The sequence below is a fragment of the Corallococcus interemptor genome, assembly GCF_003668875.1.
Taxonomy (GTDB): Bacteria; Myxococcota; Myxococcia; order Myxococcales; family Myxococcaceae; genus Corallococcus; species Corallococcus interemptor.
On record NZ_RAWM01000043.1, the window covers coordinates 1 to 20,564 of the forward strand.

Annotated in this window: 20 protein-coding genes and 1 pseudogene; 10 read left to right on the forward strand and 11 right to left on the reverse strand. The window is 70.0% G+C overall.

The window, feature by feature from the left end; all coding sequences use genetic code 11:
• The 3 genes and pseudogenes from D7X96_RS40470 to D7X96_RS17730 form a co-directional block, all read right to left on the reverse strand.
• A pseudogene (locus tag D7X96_RS40470) lies at positions 1–723 on the reverse strand (extensin-like protein); the annotation flags it as partial.
• 8 nt (positions 724–731) lie between these two features.
• Entirely contained in the window at positions 732–1,694 is a 963-nt protein-coding gene (locus D7X96_RS17725; RefSeq protein ID WP_120547293.1) for a ParA family protein, read from the reverse strand.
• Between the two features lie 52 nt (positions 1,695–1,746).
• Positions 1,747–3,717, reverse strand: a complete 1,971-nt coding sequence (locus tag D7X96_RS17730; RefSeq protein ID WP_121770258.1) for a HEAT repeat domain-containing protein — start codon at positions 3,715–3,717, stop codon at positions 1,747–1,749.
• Between the two features lie 239 nt (positions 3,718–3,956).
• On the opposite strand from D7X96_RS17730, the gene D7X96_RS17735 reads away from it, so the two are divergent.
• Both D7X96_RS17735 and D7X96_RS17740 read left to right on the forward strand, forming a co-directional pair.
• Complete coding sequence (locus D7X96_RS17735) at positions 3,957–4,838, forward strand: NAD(P)H-dependent flavin oxidoreductase (RefSeq protein ID WP_233610141.1); 882 nt, start codon at positions 3,957–3,959, stop codon at positions 4,836–4,838.
• 427 nt (positions 4,839–5,265) lie between these two features.
• Positions 5,266–5,640 carry a helix-turn-helix transcriptional regulator gene (locus tag D7X96_RS17740; RefSeq protein WP_014393392.1) on the forward strand — a complete coding sequence of 125 codons (375 nt, stop codon included), beginning with the start codon at positions 5,266–5,268 and terminating at the stop codon, positions 5,638–5,640.
• Positions 5,641–5,657: 17 nt separating this feature from the next.
• Here D7X96_RS17740 and D7X96_RS17745 read toward each other — a convergent pair whose 3' ends face one another.
• Positions 5,658–7,049: a sensor histidine kinase gene (locus D7X96_RS17745; RefSeq protein WP_121724790.1), complete on the reverse strand. Its 1,392-nt coding sequence runs from the start codon at positions 7,047–7,049 to the stop codon at positions 5,658–5,660.
• A gap of 46 nt (positions 7,050–7,095) precedes the next feature.
• Positions 7,096–7,722, reverse strand: coding sequence for a phospholipase D-like domain-containing protein (locus D7X96_RS17750; RefSeq protein WP_120547324.1), 627 nt, complete (start codon positions 7,720–7,722; stop codon positions 7,096–7,098).
• 126 nt (positions 7,723–7,848) lie between these two features.
• Here D7X96_RS17750 and D7X96_RS17755 point away from each other — a divergent pair, with 126 nt between their 5' ends.
• The 6 genes from D7X96_RS17755 (at position 7,849) to D7X96_RS39600 (ending at position 12,602) form a co-directional block, all read left to right on the forward strand.
• Positions 7,849–8,520 (forward strand): TetR/AcrR family transcriptional regulator, encoded by a 672-nt coding sequence (locus tag D7X96_RS17755; RefSeq protein WP_120547290.1) that lies wholly within the window; start codon positions 7,849–7,851, stop codon positions 8,518–8,520.
• A gap of 40 nt (positions 8,521–8,560) precedes the next feature.
• Positions 8,561–10,012, forward strand: a complete 1,452-nt coding sequence (locus D7X96_RS17760) for an aldehyde dehydrogenase family protein (RefSeq protein WP_120547289.1) — start codon at positions 8,561–8,563, stop codon at positions 10,010–10,012.
• A gap of 27 nt (positions 10,013–10,039) precedes the next feature.
• Complete coding sequence (locus D7X96_RS17765) at positions 10,040–11,479, forward strand: aldehyde dehydrogenase family protein (RefSeq protein WP_121770259.1); 1,440 nt, start codon at positions 10,040–10,042, stop codon at positions 11,477–11,479.
• Between the two features lie 13 nt (positions 11,480–11,492).
• Positions 11,493–11,678, forward strand: coding sequence for a hypothetical protein (locus D7X96_RS17770; RefSeq protein ID WP_147468338.1), 186 nt, complete (start codon positions 11,493–11,495; stop codon positions 11,676–11,678).
• A 158-nt stretch (positions 11,679–11,836) separates the two neighbouring features.
• The gene (locus D7X96_RS17775) at positions 11,837–12,361 is read left to right on the forward strand and encodes a hypothetical protein (protein WP_121725518.1); all 525 of its coding nucleotides are present in this window, start codon (positions 11,837–11,839) and stop codon (positions 12,359–12,361) included.
• A gap of 4 nt (positions 12,362–12,365) precedes the next feature.
• A complete protein-coding gene (locus D7X96_RS39600) occupies positions 12,366–12,602 on the forward strand; it encodes a hypothetical protein (RefSeq protein ID WP_147468339.1) in 237 nt (78 codons plus the stop codon).
• A 40-nt stretch (positions 12,603–12,642) separates the two neighbouring features.
• On the opposite strand, the gene D7X96_RS17780 is transcribed toward D7X96_RS39600, so the two are convergent.
• Together D7X96_RS17780 and D7X96_RS17785 are read right to left on the reverse strand one after the other, a co-directional pair.
• Positions 12,643–14,265: an ABC-F family ATP-binding cassette domain-containing protein gene (locus D7X96_RS17780; protein WP_121770260.1), complete on the reverse strand. Its 1,623-nt coding sequence runs from the start codon at positions 14,263–14,265 to the stop codon at positions 12,643–12,645.
• A gap of 159 nt (positions 14,266–14,424) precedes the next feature.
• The gene (locus D7X96_RS17785) at positions 14,425–14,787 is read right to left on the reverse strand and encodes a cupin domain-containing protein (RefSeq protein ID WP_120547286.1); all 363 of its coding nucleotides are present in this window, start codon (positions 14,785–14,787) and stop codon (positions 14,425–14,427) included.
• 75 nt (positions 14,788–14,862) lie between these two features.
• On the opposite strand from D7X96_RS17785, the gene D7X96_RS17790 reads away from it, so the two are divergent.
• Complete coding sequence (locus tag D7X96_RS17790) at positions 14,863–15,489, forward strand: phenylalanine--tRNA ligase beta subunit-related protein (RefSeq protein WP_121770261.1); 627 nt, start codon at positions 14,863–14,865, stop codon at positions 15,487–15,489.
• Between the two features lie 15 nt (positions 15,490–15,504).
• On the opposite strand, the gene D7X96_RS17795 is transcribed toward D7X96_RS17790, so the two are convergent.
• The 3 genes from D7X96_RS17795 to D7X96_RS17805 all read right to left on the reverse strand — a co-directional run bounded on the left by D7X96_RS17795 (position 15,505) and on the right by D7X96_RS17805 (position 17,366).
• Entirely contained in the window at positions 15,505–15,873 is a 369-nt protein-coding gene (locus D7X96_RS17795) for a hypothetical protein (protein WP_147468340.1), read from the reverse strand.
• 28 nt (positions 15,874–15,901) lie between these two features.
• Positions 15,902–16,795 (reverse strand): hypothetical protein, encoded by an 894-nt coding sequence (locus D7X96_RS17800; RefSeq protein ID WP_147468341.1) that lies wholly within the window; start codon positions 16,793–16,795, stop codon positions 15,902–15,904.
• 76 nt (positions 16,796–16,871) lie between these two features.
• A complete protein-coding gene (locus D7X96_RS17805) occupies positions 16,872–17,366 on the reverse strand; it encodes a gluconokinase (RefSeq protein ID WP_121770277.1) in 495 nt (164 codons plus the stop codon).
• A gap of 227 nt (positions 17,367–17,593) precedes the next feature.
• Here D7X96_RS17805 and D7X96_RS17810 point away from each other — a divergent pair, with 227 nt between their 5' ends.
• Complete coding sequence (locus D7X96_RS17810; protein ID WP_244219625.1) at positions 17,594–18,394, forward strand: hypothetical protein; 801 nt, start codon at positions 17,594–17,596, stop codon at positions 18,392–18,394.
• A 1-nt stretch (position 18,395) separates the two neighbouring features.
• Here the strand turns inward: D7X96_RS17810 and D7X96_RS17815 are convergent, their stop codons facing one another.
• Complete coding sequence (locus D7X96_RS17815) at positions 18,396–20,456, reverse strand: neutral/alkaline ceramidase (RefSeq protein ID WP_121770279.1); 2,061 nt, start codon at positions 20,454–20,456, stop codon at positions 18,396–18,398.
• Between the last annotated feature and the right edge of the window lie 108 nt (positions 20,457–20,564).

Here is a 20,564-nt window from a genome sequence, read left to right on the forward strand (position 1 = left end):
GGCCAGGGGCGCCACGCGCGTCGCGTCCACGTGGGTGGCGGCTTCCGGGCGCGCCGTCAGCGCATCCCAGCGCGCGGCGGCGGGCGGGGGCGGCTCCACGTGCGTGGGCGTGGGCTCGGCGCCCACGGGCTCACGGCTGAAGGCCTCCACCACGGACTCGCGCTGCTGCGCGACGGACACGTTCCACGCGGACGCGGCGACGGCCTCCGCCACCTCGCGGTGCGACACCGGCGGCACGGCGTCCGCGTCCCAGGCGGACTCCTCGGGCGCGGGGGCCTGCGCCACGTTCCAGCCGGGCGCCGTCTCCTGCGACTCCGGCTCCGAGTCCGACTCCAACCACGGCGCGGGCGGCGACTCCTCCTCCACGCGCGCGGCCTCCGGGGACACCAGCGCGGACAGCGCGTTCGACACGGGCGAGAACGACGGCGCCGTCACGGCCGGCAGCGGCTGCGCGGCGGGGGGCGGAGCCGCGTGCCTGGGCGGTGCGTTGAGCGCGGCCTCCATCGCCTCGGCGGCGGTGGGGCGCGGGCCCGCGCGGCGCTCGATGCGCGAGCGCACCTCGGAGGACAGGTCCGTCGCCTCCGCGACGGGCGGCGCTTCAGGCGCGGCGGGCTCCGAGGCGGCGCTCCCCGTGGGGTCGGCCGGGTCGAGGGCACCGGTCAGCGCCCCCAGACGGAGGCGCGGCTTCGCGCGGGACACGTTCTGTTCGAAGGCTTTCTTCATGGGAAGTCTCAGCCGGCTTTCGTCGCGGTGCCGGCCTTCACCGCCGCGGCGTGCGCGGCCACCAGGCGCGGCAGCACGTTGTCCAGCATGGCCTGGATGTCGTTGGCGCCCTTGGACGTGGGGTCCGCCACGAACACCGGGCGGCCCTCGCTGGAGGCCTGCGCGAACTTGGTGCACTGCCGGATGATGGTGGGCAGCAGGTACTCGGGGTAGTGCGTCTGGAGCGCCTCCAGCGCCTCCTTCGCCAGCTTGAAGGTGGCGTTGAAGGAGTTCACCACGATGAACACGTGGTCCAGCACGTGGTTCAGGTCCTCCTCCAGGCTCTGCACCGTTTCGAACAGCAGCTTGAGGCCGTGGAAGGACAGGAAGTCCGCGAGCACCGGAACGAACAGGTCGTTCGCGGCCATCAGCGCGTTCAGGTTGAGCAGGCCGAAGGACGGGGGCGCGTCGAAGACGATGAAGTCGTACTGCGCCTCCACGTCCTTGAGCGCGTTGCGCAGCTTGAACTCACGGCCGGACATGGGCATCAGCGCCAGGTCCACCGTGGACATGCTCAGGTTGGACGGGATGAAGTCCAGGTTGGGCAGGGTGGACTTCTGCACCACCTGCGCGAGCGGCGTCTTGCGGACGAGCACGTCCAGCAGCGTCTTCTCGAAGTCCTCGCCCTCGTAGCCCAGGCACTTGGTGGCGTGGCCCTGGCTGTCCAGGTCGATGAGGAGGACCGCGTAGCCCAGCTCCGCCAGGCGCCACGCGTAGGACGTGGACAGGGACGTCTTGCCGGTGCCGCCCTTGAAGTTGAGGAAGAGCTGTTTGCGCAGGCCCGCGGTGGGCGGGAACTTGTTGAGCGTGGTGCGCAGCTCCCACACGTCGTCCGGGCCGTAGGCGTCCTTGCGCAGCTCCGCGGGGATGGACTTCGGAGTCACGCCGAGCATCTCGGCTACCTGCTTCGAGCTGTACGTCGGCGCTTCCATGAACGACCCTTCGGATGACGTGTGAGGCCTGGGCGGGATGCCGCACCTTGCCTCAAGCGGCGAAGTATTTGTGCCCCCTTCGCACGATGGCCCCTCGGGCCACCAGCAGGGCAACAGCCTCCTGGGCCAGCTCCGCGGGAGCAGAGAGCCCGGACGTCAGCTCGGCGAGCGAGCGTCCTCGAACGGCGACCCGCACCTCCTGCAACATCGCCCCACACAGCGCCTCCACGGGAGACGGGCCGCGCTTGGGGGGAACCGGAGGAGCGGAAGGCGCGGGAGCCCGGACGGGAGGGGGCGCGCCCATGGCGACGAGCGCGGCCTGCACGGGCGTCCGGCGCACGGCGGGAGCGGCCTGGGGCGCGGGCACGGCGGCCACCGGGCGCGAAGGCGGCGCGGAGGCAGGGCCCGAAGCGAAGGACACGGGCCCACCGTTCGCGACCCGGGCGGGCGCGGGAGCCGCACCGTGCATCACGGCCGGAGCGGCACGGGAAGCCGCCACGGTGGCGACCGCGAGCGCGGGGGCGGCCATGGGCGCGGCGGTCCACTGCGAGGTGTTCGCGGCGACGTCCGCGAGCGACACCGGCACGGCGGCGTGCTCGGGAATCGAAGGGATGGACTGCGGCGCGGCGTGAGCGGCCACCTGCTGCGTGCCCTGCACCGCCACGGGCTGCGAGTCCGCGACCACGGGGGCTACGGGCACGGGCTTCGCGTCCAGCGTCGCGCGCACGGGCTTCACGGGCAGGGTCGCCAGCCGGCGGATCTCCCGGCGGCGGTGCGCATCATCCAGCGCGACCACCGCGGACACGTCGTGCCCCAGGATGCGCGACAGGCTCTGCGCCGCCGCCTTGCGCACGCGCGCCTCGCTGTCGTCCAGCGCGCCCAAGAGCAGCGTCCGGGCGTTCTCACCCCGGCCCGCGCCCAGCGCCAGCGCGGCCAGCGCGCGGACCTCCGGATCCGTGTCGTGGATCGCGTCCTCGCCCAGCCGCCGCGCCGTCTCCCCCTCCAACCCCAGGGCCAACAGCGACGCGCGCCGGCGCACCGAGCGGTCCGAGTCCTTCATCGCCTGCGCCAGGTGCGGCGCCGCGTCCTTCGGGGCCAGCACCAGCAGCGCCTTCAGCGCCGCGATGCGCACCTCCGGCACCGGCGACGACAGGAGCGGCGACACCACCGACGCGCCCTCCTCCCGGCACAGCCCCGCGAACGCCTGCACCAGCGCCACCTGCGCCGTCGCGTCCGTCTCCGCGTGCAGCGCCGCCGCCAGCGCGGGGGCCGCCGCCGGATGCGCCAGCGCCTTCAGCCGCTCCGCCGCCCGCACCCGAGCCGCCGCGTCCGCCGCCGACAGCTCCCGCACGGAGAACCCGAACAGCGTCTCGTCCGTGGTGCTGCCCGCGTGCCCGGACAGCTCCGCCATCTGCTCCGGGCTCACCCGCAGCCGGCCCTCGCTCTGCAGCCGCTGCGCCTCGCGCGCCACCGGCGACAGCCCCGCATCCGACACGGCCGCCGGGGCCCGGGGCGGAATGGGCGGCGCGGGACGCTCCGTCCACGGCACGTTCGGCTCGGAGGACTTCAGCGGCACCGCGGGCCCGCTGTACGGCGTGCGCACCGCGGGCACGTCCCCGCGCAGAATCACCTCGCTGCGCAGCTGCGAGATGAACGACGCCAGGTCGAACCCCAGCTCGTCGGCATCGTCCTCCGCCGCCGCGCGCGACTGGCCGGAGGAGTGGATCCGGCTCGCGTCCAGCAGCTTCGCCATCAGCTGGTCGCGCTCCAGCCGCAGCGCCTGGTTGAGCCGGGACAGCTCCTCGCGCTCCGTCTGGGCGCGGGCGCTCTTCACCTCCAGCGACGCCACCTCCCGGCGCAGCTCCAGCTCGCGCTGGTGCCCCGCGGCCAGGTCCTCCTTCAGGTGGGTCAGCTCGTCGCGCGCGGACGCCAGCTCGCCATGCAACTGCTGCGCACGGGCCTCGAAGTAGACGATCTTTTCGAGTGCGCTCTTGAGCAGCGCGTCCGGACGCTCGTCACTCACGACTGGCTCTGGCCTCCCCGCGAAGGCGCTCGGCGGCGCTCCCCGGTTCGCTTCACCGAAGGGACTCCCCGGTTCCCCGGCTCGCTGCCGGGGCGGGCACCTTATGTCAGCCCTACGTGCTACGTAAACCACGGAAACACCTGGGGTTTTCCCCCGCCAGGACACGCCGTGATTGACAACGCCGCCCAGGCCGATTTTTCGGCCTCGCGCTCGCGTGCACGCATGGTCCAATGCGGCGCATGGCCCCTTCGCGCATCGACACCGACGTGACCCGGATGTTGGGCATCCGCTACCCCATCATCGCCGCCCCCATGTTCCTGGTGTCCAACGCGGCGCTGCTGGAGGCCGCCGGGCGCGCGGGAGCGATTGGCGCGGTGCCGTCGCTCAACTACCGCACCGCGCAGGCGTACCGGGACTTCCTCAACACGTTCCCCCAGGACGTGCCCTTCGGCGTGAACCTCATCCTCAAGTGGGCCGAGCGCCTGGAGGAGGACGTGGCCGCGACGGTGGAGCGCAAGGTGCCGCTGGTCATCACCAGCCTGGGTGACCCCACGCCCATCGTGGAGCGCGTGCACGCGTACGGCGGCAAGGTGTGGAGCGACGTGATTTCGCTGCGCCACGCGGAGAAGGCCGTGAAGGCCGGCGTGGACGCGCTCGTCGCGGTGGGCAGCGGCGCGGGTGGCCACGCGGGCAACTTGAGCCCCATGGTGCTGGGCCCGTGGCTCAAGGCGGAGCTGGGCGTGCCGGTGGTGCTCGCGGGCGCGCTGTCCACCGGGCGCCACCTGGCCGCCACGCTCGCGCTGGGCATGGACGGCGCGTACGTGGGCACGCGCTTCCTGGCCACGGAAGAGGCCGGCGCCGCGCCCGACTACAAGCAGGCGCTGGTGGACTCGAGCCCCGAGGACCTGGAGTACACGAAGGAAGTGACGGGCGTGCACGGCAACTTCATCAAGAGCGCGCTGGAGCGCTTCCGCGCGGGCCAGGGCAAGGCGTGGAAGGACACCTGGAGCGCGGGCCAGGGCGTGGCCTTCGTGAAGGACGTGCTGCCCGCCGCGACCGTCGTCGAGCGCATGGTGCGTGAGTACTCCGAGGCCCGCGCCGCGCTGCCGTCCGAATCCTGAAGCAGCACTGAAGACCCTTCCGGGTGTGAAGCCCCGCTTCCGGCATGAGTCCCGCCGGAAGCGCGCGGTCTGCCCGGACCCTCGCTTTCGTCCGCAAGCCCACGAAGCAACCTGGCACGTCGGGCGACCTCGCACGGCCTTCCCGTGACGTCATGGGAGGGGCGGAAGCGCGCGCGCCTACCACCCCGGTTCGACGCGCGCGACGGGCAAGAAAAATCACCCGGGAAGCCTTGCGAAACGCGTGCGCGAGAACGGCGGAAACGGCGGATTGTCGCGGGTTTGCGAGCCCTGTCCGCATGCCCGGAGATGTCAGACCCCACTCGTAATCTGTGTCTCACGAGGTCACGCAAGGCAGCGACTTCTCCCCGGTACCTCTCCGTCTGAAAAGCGGGGGGAGAAGCTCCTCTTTCGACAGGTTTTGCACGCCATGGAACAGCGACTGGCAACCCTCATTGGAAACGCGGTGCGAGTGGCGCGGCAGCGGCTGGAGCTGACGCAGGCCGATGTCGCCGAGCGCGTCGGCATCGCCACCGAGGTGTACGGCCGTTTGGAGCGCGGGCACATGCTGCCCAGCGTGCGGACGTTGCGGAAGCTGTGCCTCGTGCTCAGCTGTTCGTCGGACGTGCTCCTGGGTTTGAGCGCGACGGCGGCGGTGACGGAGGACGGCGCGCCGCAGCTCGCGGAGGATCCGCCGGAGTACCGCGAGCGTCCGGAGGTGCGGCGTCTGATGCGCACCGTGCGCAAGCTGGACTCCCCGCGCCTGCGCCTCCTGGGGCAGGTGGCGCACGCGCTGGAGCGATGAGGCGCGAAACGCCCGCGTTACTCGGCCGCGGGCTCCGCGTCCACGGACGCGGGGGGTTCGCGGTGCACAGGGGGGGATGAAGTCCCGGCGACGGGCAGCCGGAGGATGAAGCGCGCACCGCCTTCCGCGCGGTTCTCCGCCTCCAGGGTGCCGCCCGCGCGCGCCACGTAGTCGCGGCAGAGCGCCAGGCCCAGGCCGGTGCCCTTGCCGGGCGGCTTCGTGGTGAAGAAGGGCTCGAAGAGGCGCGGCAGCGCGGCCTCGGGGATGCCCGGCCCGTTGTCCTCCACCTCCACCCGCACGCGGCCGTCCTCCATGCGCGCGCGCAGCGTCACGTGCGCGGGCTTGCTGGAGCGGGCGGCCTCCAGCGCGTCCGCGGCGTTGAGCAACAGGTTCACCAGCACCTGCACCAGGTGGCGGGCCGTGACGCGCGCGGGGGACAGCCCCTGTGCCACGTCGCGCTCCACCACCCCCAGGCTGCGCAGGCGCACCGAGGCCAGCCGCTGCGCCTCGCCCAGCGCCTGCGCGACGTCGCAGGACTCCGCCTCGTCGGGGGCCTCGCGGGAGAACAGGCGCAGGTCGGTGACGATCTGCTGGATGCGCAGCACGCCCTGCTGTGTCTCATCCAGCACGCGCCGCACGTCCTCCAGGTCGTCGGGGACGCCGTGCGCCCATTCCTCCTGGAGGTAGTGCAGGTTCGACTTCACGTACGCGAGCGGGTTGTTCACCTCGTGGGCCACGCCCGCGGCCAGCTGCCCCACCACCACCAGCCGCTCCACCTCCGCGCGCTGGCGCTCCACGCGCGCGCGGCGCGACTCGCTCTCCGCCAGCTGGCGCAGGGCGTCCACGCGCTCCAGGTGCGCGTTGCGCTCGGCCGCGCGCAGCTTGCGGAAGGTCTCCGCGCCGTGGGCGGACACCACGAACACGAAGAGCATGCTGAAGCACTGGCTGACGAACGCCGTCCAGGGCACGTGCGACAGCCACAGCATCAGCACCACCGCCCCCAGCGTCCCCGCCATGGAGATCCACACCGGCAGGCGCTGGCCCGGGATGAAGACGGTGATGAGGAGGGGCACCGTGTAGAACGAGGGGAACAGGGGGCTGGCCAGGCCGCCGGTGAGCTCGATGCACACGGTGAGCGACGCCAGGCTGACGGTGCCCGCGGCGATGCCGCTGAACGGCGGGCGCAGCCACCCCGCGCCCACGACGGCCCCCAGCACCAGGAAGCTGCCGGCCCACGCCAGGTGCACCGCGAGGAAGTCCGCGCGGAAGCCGCCCAGCAGCACCGGGTGCGCCAGCGAGCCCAGCGTGATGATGAGCGCGCACCACCAATACGTGCGCCGCCGGACCCGCCGGCGGGCCCGGACTTCGGCGTCCGCGTCATCCCACGCGCTGGAGGTTGGAGGCGTCACCCCGGCCCGGTCCACCCGGGAGCGCTGCGCGGCGCGAAGTCCCCCTTCATGTCGAGTCCTCCCGTGGACGTCGCAGCCGGCGGGACTTCCCCAAGCGCACCGCGTCCCGTCCCCGTGTCTTCGCCTGTCCGCCGCCGGAGGGCAAGATGGGGTCGGGACACACCGCCCGGAGCCGGCAGCCCCGGCACTCGGCGCCGCTCCACACGGCGTCGAAGAGGGCGGTCGTCCGGTCGATGGTGTCGAAGTCCTCCGTCACGAAACCCAGCTCGAAGTTGCGGACATCATCGCCCTTGGCGCCCAGACCCGCGCCGGTGAGGTTGGCACTCCCCAGGTAGACCCAGGCGCCGTCCACCACCACCGCCTTGAAGTGGACACGGGGGCACACCTTGAGTTCCAGCCCGCCCTTCACCAGCCGGGAGCGGGCGTCGAACGCGGCCCGGAACGGCCGGCTGGGCAGCTCCGCGTGCAACAGCCGCAGCGCGACGCCCCGGGCGGCCAGGCCATCCAGCACCTCCAGCAGCGGCACGAACGCCCCCTTCGAGCGCTCCACGTACATGGCCTTCACGTTGGCGGTGGCCATCCACACCGACTCGCGCGCGTGGGCCAGCTTGCGCAGCACCACCTCCTGGTACAGCGCGCTCCCCGACAGCAGCTCCGCGTCGATGGGCCTCATCATGTCACCCAGCGTCGCACACGGGATTACACGACACCATCCCCCTCCCCTGCCAAGCGTCCTGCGGTGGAAGAAGACCCACGCACCGGGTTGACGCGATGACCGGCGGTCATTTAACTCCGGGTCATGGTGGGAGCACTGGCCGAGAAGCGAATCGTTCCGCTGCGAGCGCGGCGGGACGAGGACAAGGAAGCGCGGCGGCGGGAGCTGCTGGACGCGGCGCGGGCGCTGTTCGAGGCCACGTCGTTCGCCGAGGTGAAGATGGCGGACGTCGCGGCGCGCACGGGCCTGGCGAAGGGGACGGTGTTCCTCTACTTCCCGACGAAGGAGGCGCTGTTCCTGGCGCTCCTGGACGACCTGCTCACCGCGTGGTTCGCGAAGCTCAACGGGCGCCTGGCGCAAGACGGCACGTGGACGGGCCACCAGCTGGCGCGCTCGGTGGCCGAGTCGCTGGAGGGGGAAGAGACCTTCACGCGGCTCCTGGCGCTGGCGCAGACGGTGCTGGAGCAGAACGTGACGGTGGCGCAGGCGCGCGCGTTCAAGGAGCGCGTGCTGGTGGCCATGGGCACGACGTCCGCGCTGCTCCAGGCGCGGCTGCCCTTCCTCACGCCGGAGACGGCGGGTCAGCTCATCCGCTGCGTGCACGCGCTGGTGACGGGCCTGCGGCAGATGGCGGACATCGCGCCCGTGGCGCGCGAGGTGCTGACGCTGCCGCACATGGCGCCCCTGCGCGTGGACTTCCGCGCTGAGTTGACGGCGGCCATCACCACCCTTCTTCGCGGGCTCGAGGCCCGCTGAATCCCTCTCACGCGTTTTTGAAAGAACGGAGCGCAAAGTCATGCTGGAAGCCGTCGCGTCCCTGCTGCCCCAGGCCTCGGTTGAAGTGGACCGCATCCGCGCGGTGTTCGAGTCGCAGCGCGCGAACCGCTGGAACCTGTCGCGCAGCACTCCCGCGGAGCGCATCGCGAGGCTGCGCAAGCTGCGCGAGGCCATCATCCAGCGGCGCGAGCAGCTGGCGGAGGCCATCCACCAGGACTTCCGCAAGCCGGCGATGGAGGTGGAGCTGACGGAGATCCACCCCACGCTGGAGGAGCTGAACCACACGGTGAGGCACCTGAAGTCGTGGATGAAGCCCAAGCGGGTGGCGACGCCGCTGACGCTCAAGGGCGCGTCCAGCCACGTGCGCTTCGAGGCGAAGGGCGTGGTGCTCATCCTGTCGCCGTGGAACTACCCGTTCCAGCTGGTGGCGGCGCCGCTCATCGCGGCCATCGCCGCGGGCAACGCGGTGATGATCAAGCCCAGTGAGAAGACGCCGCACACGTCGCGCTTCCTGGCGAAGCTGGTGCGGGACGTGTACCCGGAGAACGAGGTGGCGGTGTTCGAGGGCGGCGCGGAGGTGGCGGAGGCGCTGCTCCAGCACCCGTTCGACCACTTCTTCTTCACGGGCAACCCGAACATCGGCCGCAAGGTGATGGCGGCGGCGACGAAGTTCCTCTCCAGCGTGACGCTGGAACTGGGCGGCAAGTCGCCGGTCATCATCGATGAATCGGCGAACATCCAGGCGGCGGCGCAGGCGCTGGCGTGGGGCAAGTTCGTCAACGCGGGCCAGACGTGCGTGGCGCCGGACTACATCTACGTGCCGGCGTCGAAGCAGCAGGCGTTCCTGGAGGCGTTCAAGGCGGTGCTGACGCGCTTCTACGGTGAGACCGAGACCGAGCGTCAGGCGAGCCCGGACTTCGCGCGCGTGGTGGACCCGGCGGCGTGGAGGCGGCTCAAGGAGGTGCTCGACCGGACGGTCGCCGCGGGAGCGAAGGTGGAGGCGGGCGGCACGGCGGACGGGCCGTCCAGGTACGTGGCACCCACGGTGTTGTCCGGGGTGACGACGCGGATGCCCATCATGGAGGCGGAGATTTTCGGGCCGGTGTTGCCGGTGCTCACGTACGAGCGGCGCGAGGAGGTCTACGCGCACATCAACGAGGGCGGGAAGCCGCTGGCGCTGTACGTGTTCTCGCAGGACTCGAAGATGGTGGAGGAGGTGCTCCAGCACACGACGTCCGGCGGGGTGGTGGTGAACAACGTGCTCATCCACGTGGCGAACCCGAACCTGCCGTTTGGCGGGGTGGGGATGAGCGGGTTGGGGAACTACCACGGGCACTACGGCTTCAAGACGTTCAGCCATGAGCGGGCCGTGATGGTCCAGTGGATGAAGTCGCTGGCTGCTGTGTTCTTCCCGCCGTATCGGGGAAAGGCCCAGGAATGGGCCTCCCGCGCGACCCGGATGCTGGAGTAGGTCCGGGGGGTGGAGAGAGGAACCGGCATGCGCGTGGTGTCAGTGGAGGAGGCCCTGGTCCCGGGAGACCTGCAGGCGGTGTTCGACCGCCTCCAGGCGCGCCGCTGGGAGCTGGCGAAGACAGGGCCCAAGGAGCGCCTCGCGCGGCTGGAGAAGCTCAAGGCGCTGCTGCTGGAGCGGCGCGAGGAGCTGGCGGACGCGCTGCACGAGGACTTCCGCAAGCCGCCCGCGGAGGTGGAGGCGACGGAAATCCTGCCCGTGCTGCTGGAGCTGGCGCACGTGCAGAAGCACCTGAAGGCGTGGATGAAGCCGCGCAGGGTGGGTGCGCCGCTGCTCCTCACGGGCACGAAGAGCGAGGTGCACCCGGAGCCCAGGGGCGTGGTGCTCATCCTGGCGCCGTGGAACTACCCGTTCCACCTGCTGGTGTCGCCGCTGGTGGCGGCGGTGGCGGCGGGCAACGCCGTCCTGTGCAAGCCGAGTGAGAAGACCCCGGGCACGGCGCGCTTCATCGCCCAGCTGCTGCGGGACGTGTTTCCGCAGGACGAGGTGGCGCTGGTGGAGGGCGGCCCGGAGGTGGGCGAGGCGCTGCTGCGGCTGCCGTTCGACCACTTCTTCTTCACGGGCGGGCCGCGCGTGGGGCGGCGGGTGATGGAGGCGGCGGCGCGGCACCTGGCGGGGGTGACGCTGGAGCTGGGCGGGAAGTCGCCGGTCATCGTGGATGCGTCAGCGGACGTGGACGCGGCGGCGGAGCGGATTGTGTGGGGGAAGTTCCTGAATGCGGGGCAGACGTGCATCGCGCCGGACCATGTCTGGGTGCACGCGTCGAAGGAGGAGGCGCTGCTGGCGGGGATGAAGTCCGCGCTGGAGCGCTTCTACGGGAAGACGGAGGAGGCGCGGCGGGCGACGCCGGACTTCTGCCGGATGGTGGATGACGGTGCGTTCAAGCGCGTGTCCCGGTTGCTGGATGAGTCCGTGGCGGGAGGGGCGCGGGTGGTGGCGGGAGGCGGCGTGCACGCGGAGACGCGCTACATCGCGCCGACGGTGCTGGCGGACGTGACGCCGGAGTCGGCGGTGATGGACGAGGAGATTTTCGGGCCGCTGTTGCCGGTGCTGCGCTTCGAGTCACTGGACGAAGTGGTGACGCAGGTGCGCGCGGGCGGGAAGCCGCTGGCCCTGTATGTCTTCAGCCACGAAGAGGCCACGGTGGAGCGCCTGCTGAAGGAGACGAGCGCGGGCGGCACGGTGGTGAACAACGTGGTGTTGCACAACGTGAACCCGCACCTGCCGTTTGGTGGAGTGGGCCAGAGCGGCCTGGGCGCGTATCACGGTGAAGCGGGCTTCAAGGCCTTCAGCCACGAACGCGCGGTGGTGCGGCAGGGCCGCACGGCCTTCACGAATCTGTTCTTCCCGCCCTACCGGGGCAAGGCTCAGCGTCTGGCCCGGCTCGCGAGCAAGCTGTTCGAATAGGATGGGAGGCACGATGAGCTCCGACGACACATCGCCGCCTCGTGGCCTCTACGGACAGCGCCCCAGCAAGAGCGCGGACGCGGCTCGGAGGGCTCAGTTCGAACGACTGGCCGCGATGACACCCCGGGAACGGGTGCTGCTCGCACTCAGCATCAAGGAGCGGATGCGCTACATCAACACCCGCGAACGAGACGAGTAGAACAGCGTCAACTCCAGCATCTGGTTCGCCAGCGCCTGATGCGACTGGCGGGCAGGCTGAGTCGCTTCATAAGGACAAACACCTCATCCCTGCTCTCCGTTGACCTGCCCGGATGAAAGCCGACAGGATATTGACTGGAGCTGTCTTCGGGAGAATGAATGCAGAAGCAGGTTCAATCCAGGCAGGCCCTATGGGCGTGGCACTGCATCCTGCTGTCAGGTGCATGGTTTTGGATGAGCTCGGCGAGCCCAGCCGCGTCGGAAGCCCAGCCCCGCCCCCTGTTTGCCCGACTCCGCCGTGGCATGACGCGCGCCGAAGCGGAAGCGCTCGTGCAGGGCGCCACCCTGGGCGGATACCCGGCGAAGGCAACCTACTGGTTTTCTCCCGACGAGCGACTCGAGGACATCGGGCTCTCGGTCTTTCACCGAGAAGCGCGCTGCGCCTCAGCGCTCAAGGCCATCCACGATGAGATGACTTCGGCCTTCGGCGCCTCCACCCCTTCCACGGAGGATGGGGGCGCTGAAGGAAAGCAGTGTGAAACGTGGCGTCTCAGTGACTCCTCGCTTCGCATCTGCTGCAAGCAGCACCGCCCCGCGGACGGAGGAACGGGCTGGATGATCCTGACCGCAGCCCAGTCCTTCTCTCCTCACAAGATGATCGACATCACAAACGGCTTTCACTGAGTTGATGACCGACGCCATGAAGCTGAGGTCAATCGTCAAGCCACACGCATCAAAATCAGTGCGCGAGACCGTCGCGTCACTTGAAATCGCAAGCGCCGACGGCGCCTGCTACCTGTTCCGCCTGGGCGCCAATGAACAGCCCCTCGGTGACACATGGCACCCAAGCCTTGAGGAGGCCATGCGTCAGGCGAAGTTTGAGTTTTCAGTAGGCTCTGACGACTGGACGCAAGTCGAGGGCTGAGCCCCAGAGCGTTTTCACGCCCTGGGCATCCGGTCCTTCTTCAGCTGCGCAGACCCGGGGCTTCGTGGCCCGTGCGTGCCACGTACTCCGTGTAGCCGCCGCCGTACTTGTGGATGCCGTCCGGCGTCAGCTCCAGCACGCGGTTGGACAGCGCTCCCAGGAAGTGCCGGTCGTGGGACACGAACAGCATCGTGCCCTCGTAGCGCGACAGCGCCGTGATCAGCATCTCCTTCGTGCCCATGTCCAGGTGGTTCGTGGGCTCGTCCAGCACCAGGAAGTTCGGCGGGTCGTAGAGCATCTGCGCCATCACCAGACGCGCCTTCTCTCCTCCCGACAGCACCCGGCACTTCTTCTCCACCTCGTCGCCGCTGAACCCGAAGCAGCCCGCCAGCGCCCTCAGCGAGCCCTGCCCCGCCCGGGGGAACGCGTCCGACAGCTGCTCGAAGACCGTCTTCTCCCCGTCCAACAGGTCCATCGCGTGCTGCGCGAAGTAGCCCATCTTCACGCTGCCACCCAGCGCCACCGTACCTTCGTCCGGCTGCGTCGTCCCCGTCACCAGCTTCAGCAACGTGGACTTGCCCGCGCCGTTCACGCCCATCACGCACCAGCGCTCCGCGCGGCGCACCAGGAAGTCCAGGCCGTCGTAGATGGTCCGCTTGCCGTAACCCTTGCTCACGTTCTTCAGGTTCACCACGTCGTCACCCGAACGCGGCGGCGGCTGGAACTCGAAGAGCACCGTGGAGCGGCGCTTGGGCGGCTCCACCTTCTCAATCTTCTCCAGCTTCTTCACCCGGCTCTGCACCTGCGCCGCGTGCGACGCGCGAGCCTTGAACCGCTCGATGAACTTGATCTCCTTCGCGAGCATCGCCTGCTGGCGCTCGTACTGCGCCTGCTGCTGCGCCTCGTTCTGCGCGCGCTGGCCCTCGTAGAAGTCGTAGTTGCCCGAGTACGTCGTCAGCGAACCGCCGTCGATCTCCACCACCTTCGTCACGATGCGGTTCATGAACTCGCGATCGTGCGACGTCATCAGGAGCGCGCCCTCGTACCCCTTGAGGAAGCCCTCCAGCCAGATGAGCGACTCCAGGTCCAGGTGGTTGGAGGGCTCGTCCAGGAACATGGCGTCCGGGCGCATCAGGAGGATGCGGGCCAGGGCCACGCGCATCTTCCAACCGCCGGACAGCTTGCCCACGTCGCCGTCCATCATCTCTTCGCTGAAGCCCAGGCCCGCGAGGATTTCACGCGCGCGGCCCTCCAGCGCGTAGCCGCCCAGCTCCTCGAAGCGGCCCTGCGCGACGCCGTAGCGCTCGACGAGCTTCTCCATGTTGTCCGCCTGGTCCGGGTCCCCCATGGCGGCTTCCAGCTCCTTCATCTCCGCCGCGACCTTGCTCACCGGGCCCGCGCCGTCCATGACCTCGGTCACCGCGCTGCGGCCGTCCATCTCACCGACGTCCTGGCTGAAGTAGCCAATGGTGACGCCACGGTCGATGGAGACCTGCCCCTCGTCCGGGTACTCCTGGCCGGTCATCATCCGGAACAGCGTCGTCTTGCCCGCGCCGTTCGGGCCCACCAGGCCCACCTTTTCGCCCTTGTGGAGCGCGGCCGACGCCTCGATGAAGAGGATCTGCTGACCGTGTTGCTTGCCGATGTTGTCGAGACGGATCATGTGCGTACCGAAAAGGCCCGGGGAATCAGGCGGCGCGCCCTTATGCCACGAGCCGCCCGCCAGAGGGACCCTTCCGAACCACCCACCCGCCCCGGTCCTTCCACGCAGCCGGACAGGCATGCCCCTGCCCGGGATTCCGCTCAGCGTGGAAAGCGGCGCTCAGGCGTCCCGGTGCACCGTGCCCGGGGAGAACGCCGGGGTGCAGATGGCGACGTACTCGGCGCCCTCCTCCTCCGGGGTGCTGTAGCGGACCCACTCGCCGGGTTCGCACACCACCGTCTGGCCGGCGTGCACGTCCATCACCCCGCCCTTGTGCTCCACCCGCAGCGTGCCCGCGAGCACCAGGGTGATTTCGCGGAACTCGGGCGTCTGGCCCGGCTCCTCCCACCCGCCCGGGCTGCGCATGTGGGCCACGCTGATGTTGGACGTCTTGGAGGTCACCCGGCCCACGTACTCGTCGATGAGCTTCGGCTTGTTGCCCACCGCCGTCACACGGGTGGGCTTCGGGATGAGCGTGGGCATGCGGATGCTCCAGGAGGGGACGAAGGGGAACAGCAGCCATCCCTACCCTACCAGCGCGTCGCGTAGAGTGCCGCCGTGCTGACCGTCGACAACCATCCCCTCCTCGACCTCGTCGCCTTCACGTCCACCTGGGCCGCCCCCCTGGGGGACCTGCCCGCGCCTGACTGGCTGCAGGCCCTGCTGAAGCCCGGCGCTGCGGCGCCCCTCCAGAGTGACGACGCCGTCCGGGGCGCCGTGCGAGACCTGCTCCGCCACGGTGGCTACAAGCCCACGGGCCGGGGCAAGCCCGCGTCCGAGTACCTGGTCCGCGCCTCCGGCGACGGCACCCTGGGCACCATCAACGCCGCGGTGGATGCGTGCAATGCCGTGTCGCTGCACAGCGGCCTGCCCATCAGCGTGGTGGACCTGGACAAGGCCCAGGCGCCCTTCCGCGTCTCCATCGCCATCCAGGGCGACCACTACGTCTTCAACGCGTCGGGGCAGACCATCGACCTGGAGGGCCTGCTGTGCCTCTTCGACGCGCAGGGCCCGTGCGCCAACGCGGTGAAGGACGCGCAGCGCACCAAGACGGACGCCACCACGCGCCGCACGCTCACGCTGCTGTGGGGCACGAAGGAGCTCAAGGGCCACACCGAGCGCGCCTTCACCTGGTACCGCGAGCTGCTGGAGCGCCTGGGCGCCACCGTCGAGCGCGTGCGCTGAGACTCCGTTGAGTGCTCAGGTCTGCCCCGGCGTCTGGATCGGACGAGGACGCGCATCCTCAGACAGGTCTTTTTCCTGCTCGGCCGCGGAAAGGACCATCAGGGCGCCTTCGACCAGGTACCTCACCTGCAGGAAGAGCGAAGGAGGGCAATAGCCCTCTCTGACCTCGACATGCCCCAGACGCACGCTGCGCAGATTCGTGGCGTAGAAGTACGTGTCCTTGGTGAGTCGCAACGCCTTCCCCGCAGCGGAGTGGCTTTGAACCGGGATGCCTGCGAGTTCGAATCGCTGGGTCCCGGTGCCACACAGAACGACCAATCGCTCTTCACCCGGGACAAGGCGGACGACAATGGCGGGGTGGGGCTTACCGCCCACGTCAACCATCACCACACCGCGTTCGCGCAACTGAGGCTTAGGAGGAGGAGGGGTATACCGGCTCACCCGAACGCTCCGCGGCCATGTTGAATCGCGCATAGGCCAGCTGCACGGCCTTCGAATGCTGTTCGAGCCCTGTCAGGTCAAGCCGCTCGTCCGTCGGCAGGAGATCCACCGAAACCTCGGCGCCAGACATGGCTGCCGCTAGCGCCAACCCCCGCCTGCTCGAGCTGGCCAGCAGTTCGGCAATCGCGAGTTTGAGCCAAGGTTCCGCAGCCCCTTGTTTGAAAAGCAGGGCCACCGGGGCCAGCACCAGAGCGCAGATTCTCAGGGAAGCAAGCAGCGCCTCTGCCACTGGAACCGGCACGGAGGGAGAGTTGATGAACGCAAGCGGATCCTCACTCTTGTTCGGCGCATCGGGAGTCAGGGAACCCGCGATGTCCGGCGGCATCTTTTCCATGAGGTGCCCCAAGCACCGCATGGTCTCCGCGAGGTTGAGGTGCAAGTTGTGCAAGAACGGCACGGAGGCAGGTCCCAAAGCCTGCACCAGCACCGCAGGAGAGACCTCTTCATTCGAGCCTTCTGCAAATCCGCCTTCCCCTTCGGGAAGAAGGCCGTCACGGGTGCTTTCCCCTACGAACTGCTGTGCCTCGTGAAACCGAGGATCTCCAATCACCGCATCAATCCGGTTGATCAGATCATCCCGGTCTTCCGCCTCAAGGATGTAGCCTCCAAAAGAGCCACTGAGTTCGTGAATCTGCTCAAGGAGCGCACGTTCCTGAGGGGTCATCCGCTCCCGCGCCACGAGCGAGAAGACCCTCTCGACAAGCGCCAGAAGGCCCGCCCCACCGGGCAGGGAGAACGCGGAAGGGAGTGCTGCGGAGGTCGACATGGGCGCGGGCAATATACCGTCAGTCACGAACACCGGCATCCTCTCCACCAAGGATGTATTCAAGCGTAAGCAGGCGCCCATCCTGCTCCGCCCCTCTGACATTCGCAGAGCGCGTCTAGCGGCGCCCGAGCCCCAGCCCCGCCACGATGCGCCCGGCGATCTCATCCGGCGGGGGCGTCACGTCCACGGTGAAGGCGTCGTCGGGCACCTCCAGCGTCTCCAGCTGGCTGTCGAGCAGCGCCGCCGGCATGAAGTGGCCCAGGCGCTTCTGGAGCCGCTCGCGGATGACGGACGCGGGCGCGTGCAGGTACACCCAGCGCTCGCGCTCGGGGTCCACGGTGAGGCGCGCGCGGTAGAACTGCTTGAGGCCGGAGAACGCCAGCACCAGGTCCTCGTCCTGCTCCAGCGCCTTCTCCATCCGTGCTCGCAGCAGCTCCAGCCAGGGCTGCCGGTCCACGTCCGTCAGCGGCGTGCCCTCGGCCATCTTCCGCCGGTTCTCCACCGAGTGCAGGTCGTCCGCGTCCACGAACGTCCACCCCAGCCGGTCCGCGAGCATCCGGCCCACCGTGGACTTCCCGGTGCCGGAGACGCCCATGACGATGACCACCATGCCGTTGCCGCCTCCCACTCACTCGCGCGTCCTCCATGCTGCGGCCTCCGCCGCCCCGGCGCCACGCGAGAAGTGCCAGCGGTGACACACCGGACATCCGGCCCCCGCGCTTGAGCGTCCGCTGTCCAACGCCTTCGGGCCCCGGCCCGCCGCTCTTTCCACGCAGCGGCGGCAAACCGCTACCCTCCTTCGCCATCATGACTTCCGTGGGAGCAACCCCCGGCCGGATGCTCGCCCGGCTCCTCTTGTCCTGCATCGTCCTGGGTTCGGTGGCACTGGCCGCCTGCCGGGACCCCGCCGCCGCGGCTGGCACCGCCCTCTTCGTCACCGCGGACTTCGACCCCGCGCTCAACCTCACCCAGCTGCGCGTCACCACCACCGTGGCGGACGGCACCACCGTGCCGGACGGGCTGCTGCCGGATGACTCCAGCCGCCTGCTGCGCAGCGGCGAGACGTTCCGCGTCCTCCTCGAGGGCGCAAGCGACGGCACCCAGGCCACCGTCCGCGTGGACGGCCTGCGCGAGGACGGCACCGTCGCCGCCACGGGTGAGGCGACCGCCAGCGTGCGTGACGGCTACGAGGTGGAAGCCAGCGTGCGGCTGACCGCCACGGGCGGAGGCGGCGGTACCTTCTGCCTGGACTGCCCGGACGGCTGCTGCCGCGAAGGCGTGTGCACGGCCCGCACGTTCCGCACCTGCGGCGTGGGTGGTGTCGCGTGCGAGGCCTGCGACGCGGACCGCACCGACTCCTGCACCAGCCGGGGCACCTGCGGCTGTGGCACCGGCCCGGCCTGCGGCAACAACGCCAACAGCTGCAAGGGCGGCAAGTGCTTCTGCGGCTCCAACAACGCCTGCGGCCCGGGCCTGGCGTGCATTGGCGGCTTCTGCAAGTGCGACCCGTCCACCTGCAACGGCTGCTGCGATGGCAACAGCTGCTTCGCCGCGCCCGACAAGAACCACTGCGGCAAGGGCGGCCAGGCCTGCAAGAAGTGCGACAAGCGCTGCAACCCGGACGGCAGCTGCGACTGAGCTAGCGCACGCTGAACGGGCGCGAGCTTCCCGAGTATGGATGGATGCGCCCGTCCCAGCCCGACTTCCAGTTGCCCTCGTGCACCAGCCGGTACGTGCCCGGCTGCGCGTCCCTGGGGATGGGCCAGTCGATGCGCACCTGAGAACACGCGAGCGTGGGCACGCAGTACTCGCGCTGCCAGTGGTACAGCGCGGCGCCGTCCCCGTCGTTCGCGATGTCCTTCCACGTGCCGTCCGCCTGCCGCTGCTGCACGCGCAGGAACGTCCCGCCCAGCTTCAAGTCGTTGCGCGGATGGCCGCCCCAGAAGGTGACGCTCGCCGTGTCGCCCCGCGCGTAGGCCGCCTTCGCCTCCTTCGCGACGGCGCCGAAGTCCACCCAGAGCAGCTTGTCGTCGAACACCACGCCGGGCTGCAGCCCCACCACCGCCTTGCGCAGGTCGCGCGGCGTGGGACCGGGCGCAACGGAGGCCCCTTCGCGCAGGCTGGCCGCGAGCCCGGAGAAGGACTGCTGCAGCGCCGCCAGCGTCCACGGGCCGAAGTGCGTGGACGCGCCTTCATAGTCCTGGCGCGCGTACTCCTCGCGCGTGGCCACGTAGCCTGAATAGGCATTGGCCGGCCCCGCGATGACCACGTCCGTCACGCCCGCGCCCTGCAATTGCGCGCGCACCGTGTCGCGCAGGCGCCGGCCCGCCATGGTGGTCACCTCGAAGGGCACCGCCACCAGCGCCAGCGGCCCCACCGTCACCACCTGGAGCGGCAGCACCTCCGGCGACCACGGGTAGGGCTTCATGGTGCCCATCTCCAGCACGATGGGCTTCTCCCCCTGGCAGGGCGTGGTGACGGCGGCGCAGGAGAACTGGCTCCACACGTCGTGCACGGACTCGCACGTGGCCCCTTCCGAACCGAAGCCGGGTCCGTCCTCCGCGCCGGCGATCATGGACAGGCCGATGGCCGCGGGGCAGGTGCGGTGCGCGCTGCCATCCGCGAACGCGGGCGCGACGTCCACCGCGTCCATCTTCACGTAGGTGTGCCGGGAGTCCACGCCGCCCATCACGGGCATGCCCGCGTTCGTCCACAGGTGCTCGGCGAAGTCGGACTGCTTCTTCGCGGAGATGGCCGCGTCCTCGAAGTCGTTCGCGCCTCCGCCGTTCGTGCCGCCCAGGATGTTGGGCGTGACGTCGCCCTCGTTGGAGTTGGCGAACGCCGCCACGAAGGAGTCCGGGCCTCCGGGCGTCCGGCCCCCCTTCTCCACTTCGAAGGTGTGCGCCGCCATCCCCTTGTTGTCGCCGCTGATGTACGGGTTCGTGTTGCCAAAGGACGTGGCGTGCACGGCGAACCAGTTGACGAGCCCCAGCTCGCGCCCGTCCGCGCCCGTCATCCGGAGCAGCGTCATGCGCGTGTCCACGTTGTCGGGATAGCGGGCGCGCTCGGCCTCCGGATTGCGCAGGTAGGCGTCCGGCGAGCGGTTGGCGCTGGCACCGTGAAGGTCCCCCGAGGCCAGCCGCAGCGAGCCCTCGGCCAGGCGCGCGTTGGCGCGAAGGATGGAGTCGGTGATGCCGGAGACGATGGCCTCGAAGTTCTGCGGCACGAAGCCGAAGGTGGTCAGGTTGTAGAACGTGTAGTGGGAAAAGCCGCCCGGCCCGGAGTGCGTGTGCGTGGCGCTCAGCAGCACGTTGTCGTCGGAGAACGTGTCACCCAGCTTCGCGCGCAGCCGCTCCACCACCTGCTGCTTCACCGCCTGGAACACCATGCCCAGGTCCGCGCTGACGAAGGCCACCTTCTTGCCGTTGCAGGGCGACGCGATGACGAACGCCCGTGAGAAGAGCCGCAGGTGGATGCCCTCCGTCTTCTGGCCCACCTGCCCGTAGCCCATCATCCCCACCTCCGCCGCGGGGCCCGTGATGTCCGAGCGCGCCGCGCCGATGAGGAAGTTCGACGAGCCCGCGCAGGCGTTCGCCGGAGCTTGGGGTGACGGCTCCTGTGCGCGGGCCGGGCCCAGCGCCAGCACGCAGCCCAGCAGCAACCCGAGCACGGGGGCGAGGCGGGCATTCAGCGTGCGCATGGCATCCTCCACGGCCTTCCGGCAAGAAGCAGGGCCCCGGAAGGCGGCGCACCCAGCGTGTCGCCATTGCCCCCCGAAGGGCAGCGCGCGCGAGGGCAGGCCGTCCGG

Coding starts and splice junctions, on each gene's coding strand:
- D7X96_RS17795 (WP_147468340.1), bottom strand. CDS start 15,873: ATGGTTGACGTGGGCGGTAAGCCCCACCCCGCCATTGTCGTCCGCCTT.
- D7X96_RS17800 (WP_147468341.1), bottom strand. CDS start 16,795: ATGCCGGTGTTCGTGACTGACGGTATATTGCCCGCGCCCATGTCGACC.
- D7X96_RS39600 (WP_147468339.1), top strand. CDS start 12,366: ATGACCGACGCCATGAAGCTGAGGTCAATCGTCAAGCCACACGCATCA.
- D7X96_RS17815 (WP_121770279.1), bottom strand. CDS start 20,456: ATGCGCACGCTGAATGCCCGCCTCGCCCCCGTGCTCGGGTTGCTGCTG.
- D7X96_RS17740 (WP_014393392.1), top strand. CDS start 5,266: ATGGAACAGCGACTGGCAACCCTCATTGGAAACGCGGTGCGAGTGGCG.
- D7X96_RS17765 (WP_121770259.1), top strand. CDS start 10,040: ATGCGCGTGGTGTCAGTGGAGGAGGCCCTGGTCCCGGGAGACCTGCAG.
- D7X96_RS17755 (WP_120547290.1), top strand. CDS start 7,849: ATGGTGGGAGCACTGGCCGAGAAGCGAATCGTTCCGCTGCGAGCGCGG.
- D7X96_RS17735 (WP_233610141.1), top strand. CDS start 3,957: ATGGCCCCTTCGCGCATCGACACCGACGTGACCCGGATGTTGGGCATC.
- D7X96_RS17760 (WP_120547289.1), top strand. CDS start 8,561: ATGCTGGAAGCCGTCGCGTCCCTGCTGCCCCAGGCCTCGGTTGAAGTG.
- D7X96_RS17810 (WP_244219625.1), top strand. CDS start 17,594: ATGCTCGCCCGGCTCCTCTTGTCCTGCATCGTCCTGGGTTCGGTGGCA.
- D7X96_RS17775 (WP_121725518.1), top strand. CDS start 11,837: ATGCAGAAGCAGGTTCAATCCAGGCAGGCCCTATGGGCGTGGCACTGC.
- D7X96_RS17750 (WP_120547324.1), bottom strand. CDS start 7,722: ATGAGGCCCATCGACGCGGAGCTGCTGTCGGGGAGCGCGCTGTACCAG.
- D7X96_RS17780 (WP_121770260.1), bottom strand. CDS start 14,265: ATGATCCGTCTCGACAACATCGGCAAGCAACACGGTCAGCAGATCCTC.
- D7X96_RS17785 (WP_120547286.1), bottom strand. CDS start 14,787: ATGCCCACGCTCATCCCGAAGCCCACCCGTGTGACGGCGGTGGGCAAC.
- D7X96_RS17770 (WP_147468338.1), top strand. CDS start 11,493: ATGAGCTCCGACGACACATCGCCGCCTCGTGGCCTCTACGGACAGCGC.
- D7X96_RS17725 (WP_120547293.1), bottom strand. CDS start 1,694: ATGGAAGCGCCGACGTACAGCTCGAAGCAGGTAGCCGAGATGCTCGGC.
- D7X96_RS17805 (WP_121770277.1), bottom strand. CDS start 17,366: ATGGTGGTCATCGTCATGGGCGTCTCCGGCACCGGGAAGTCCACGGTG.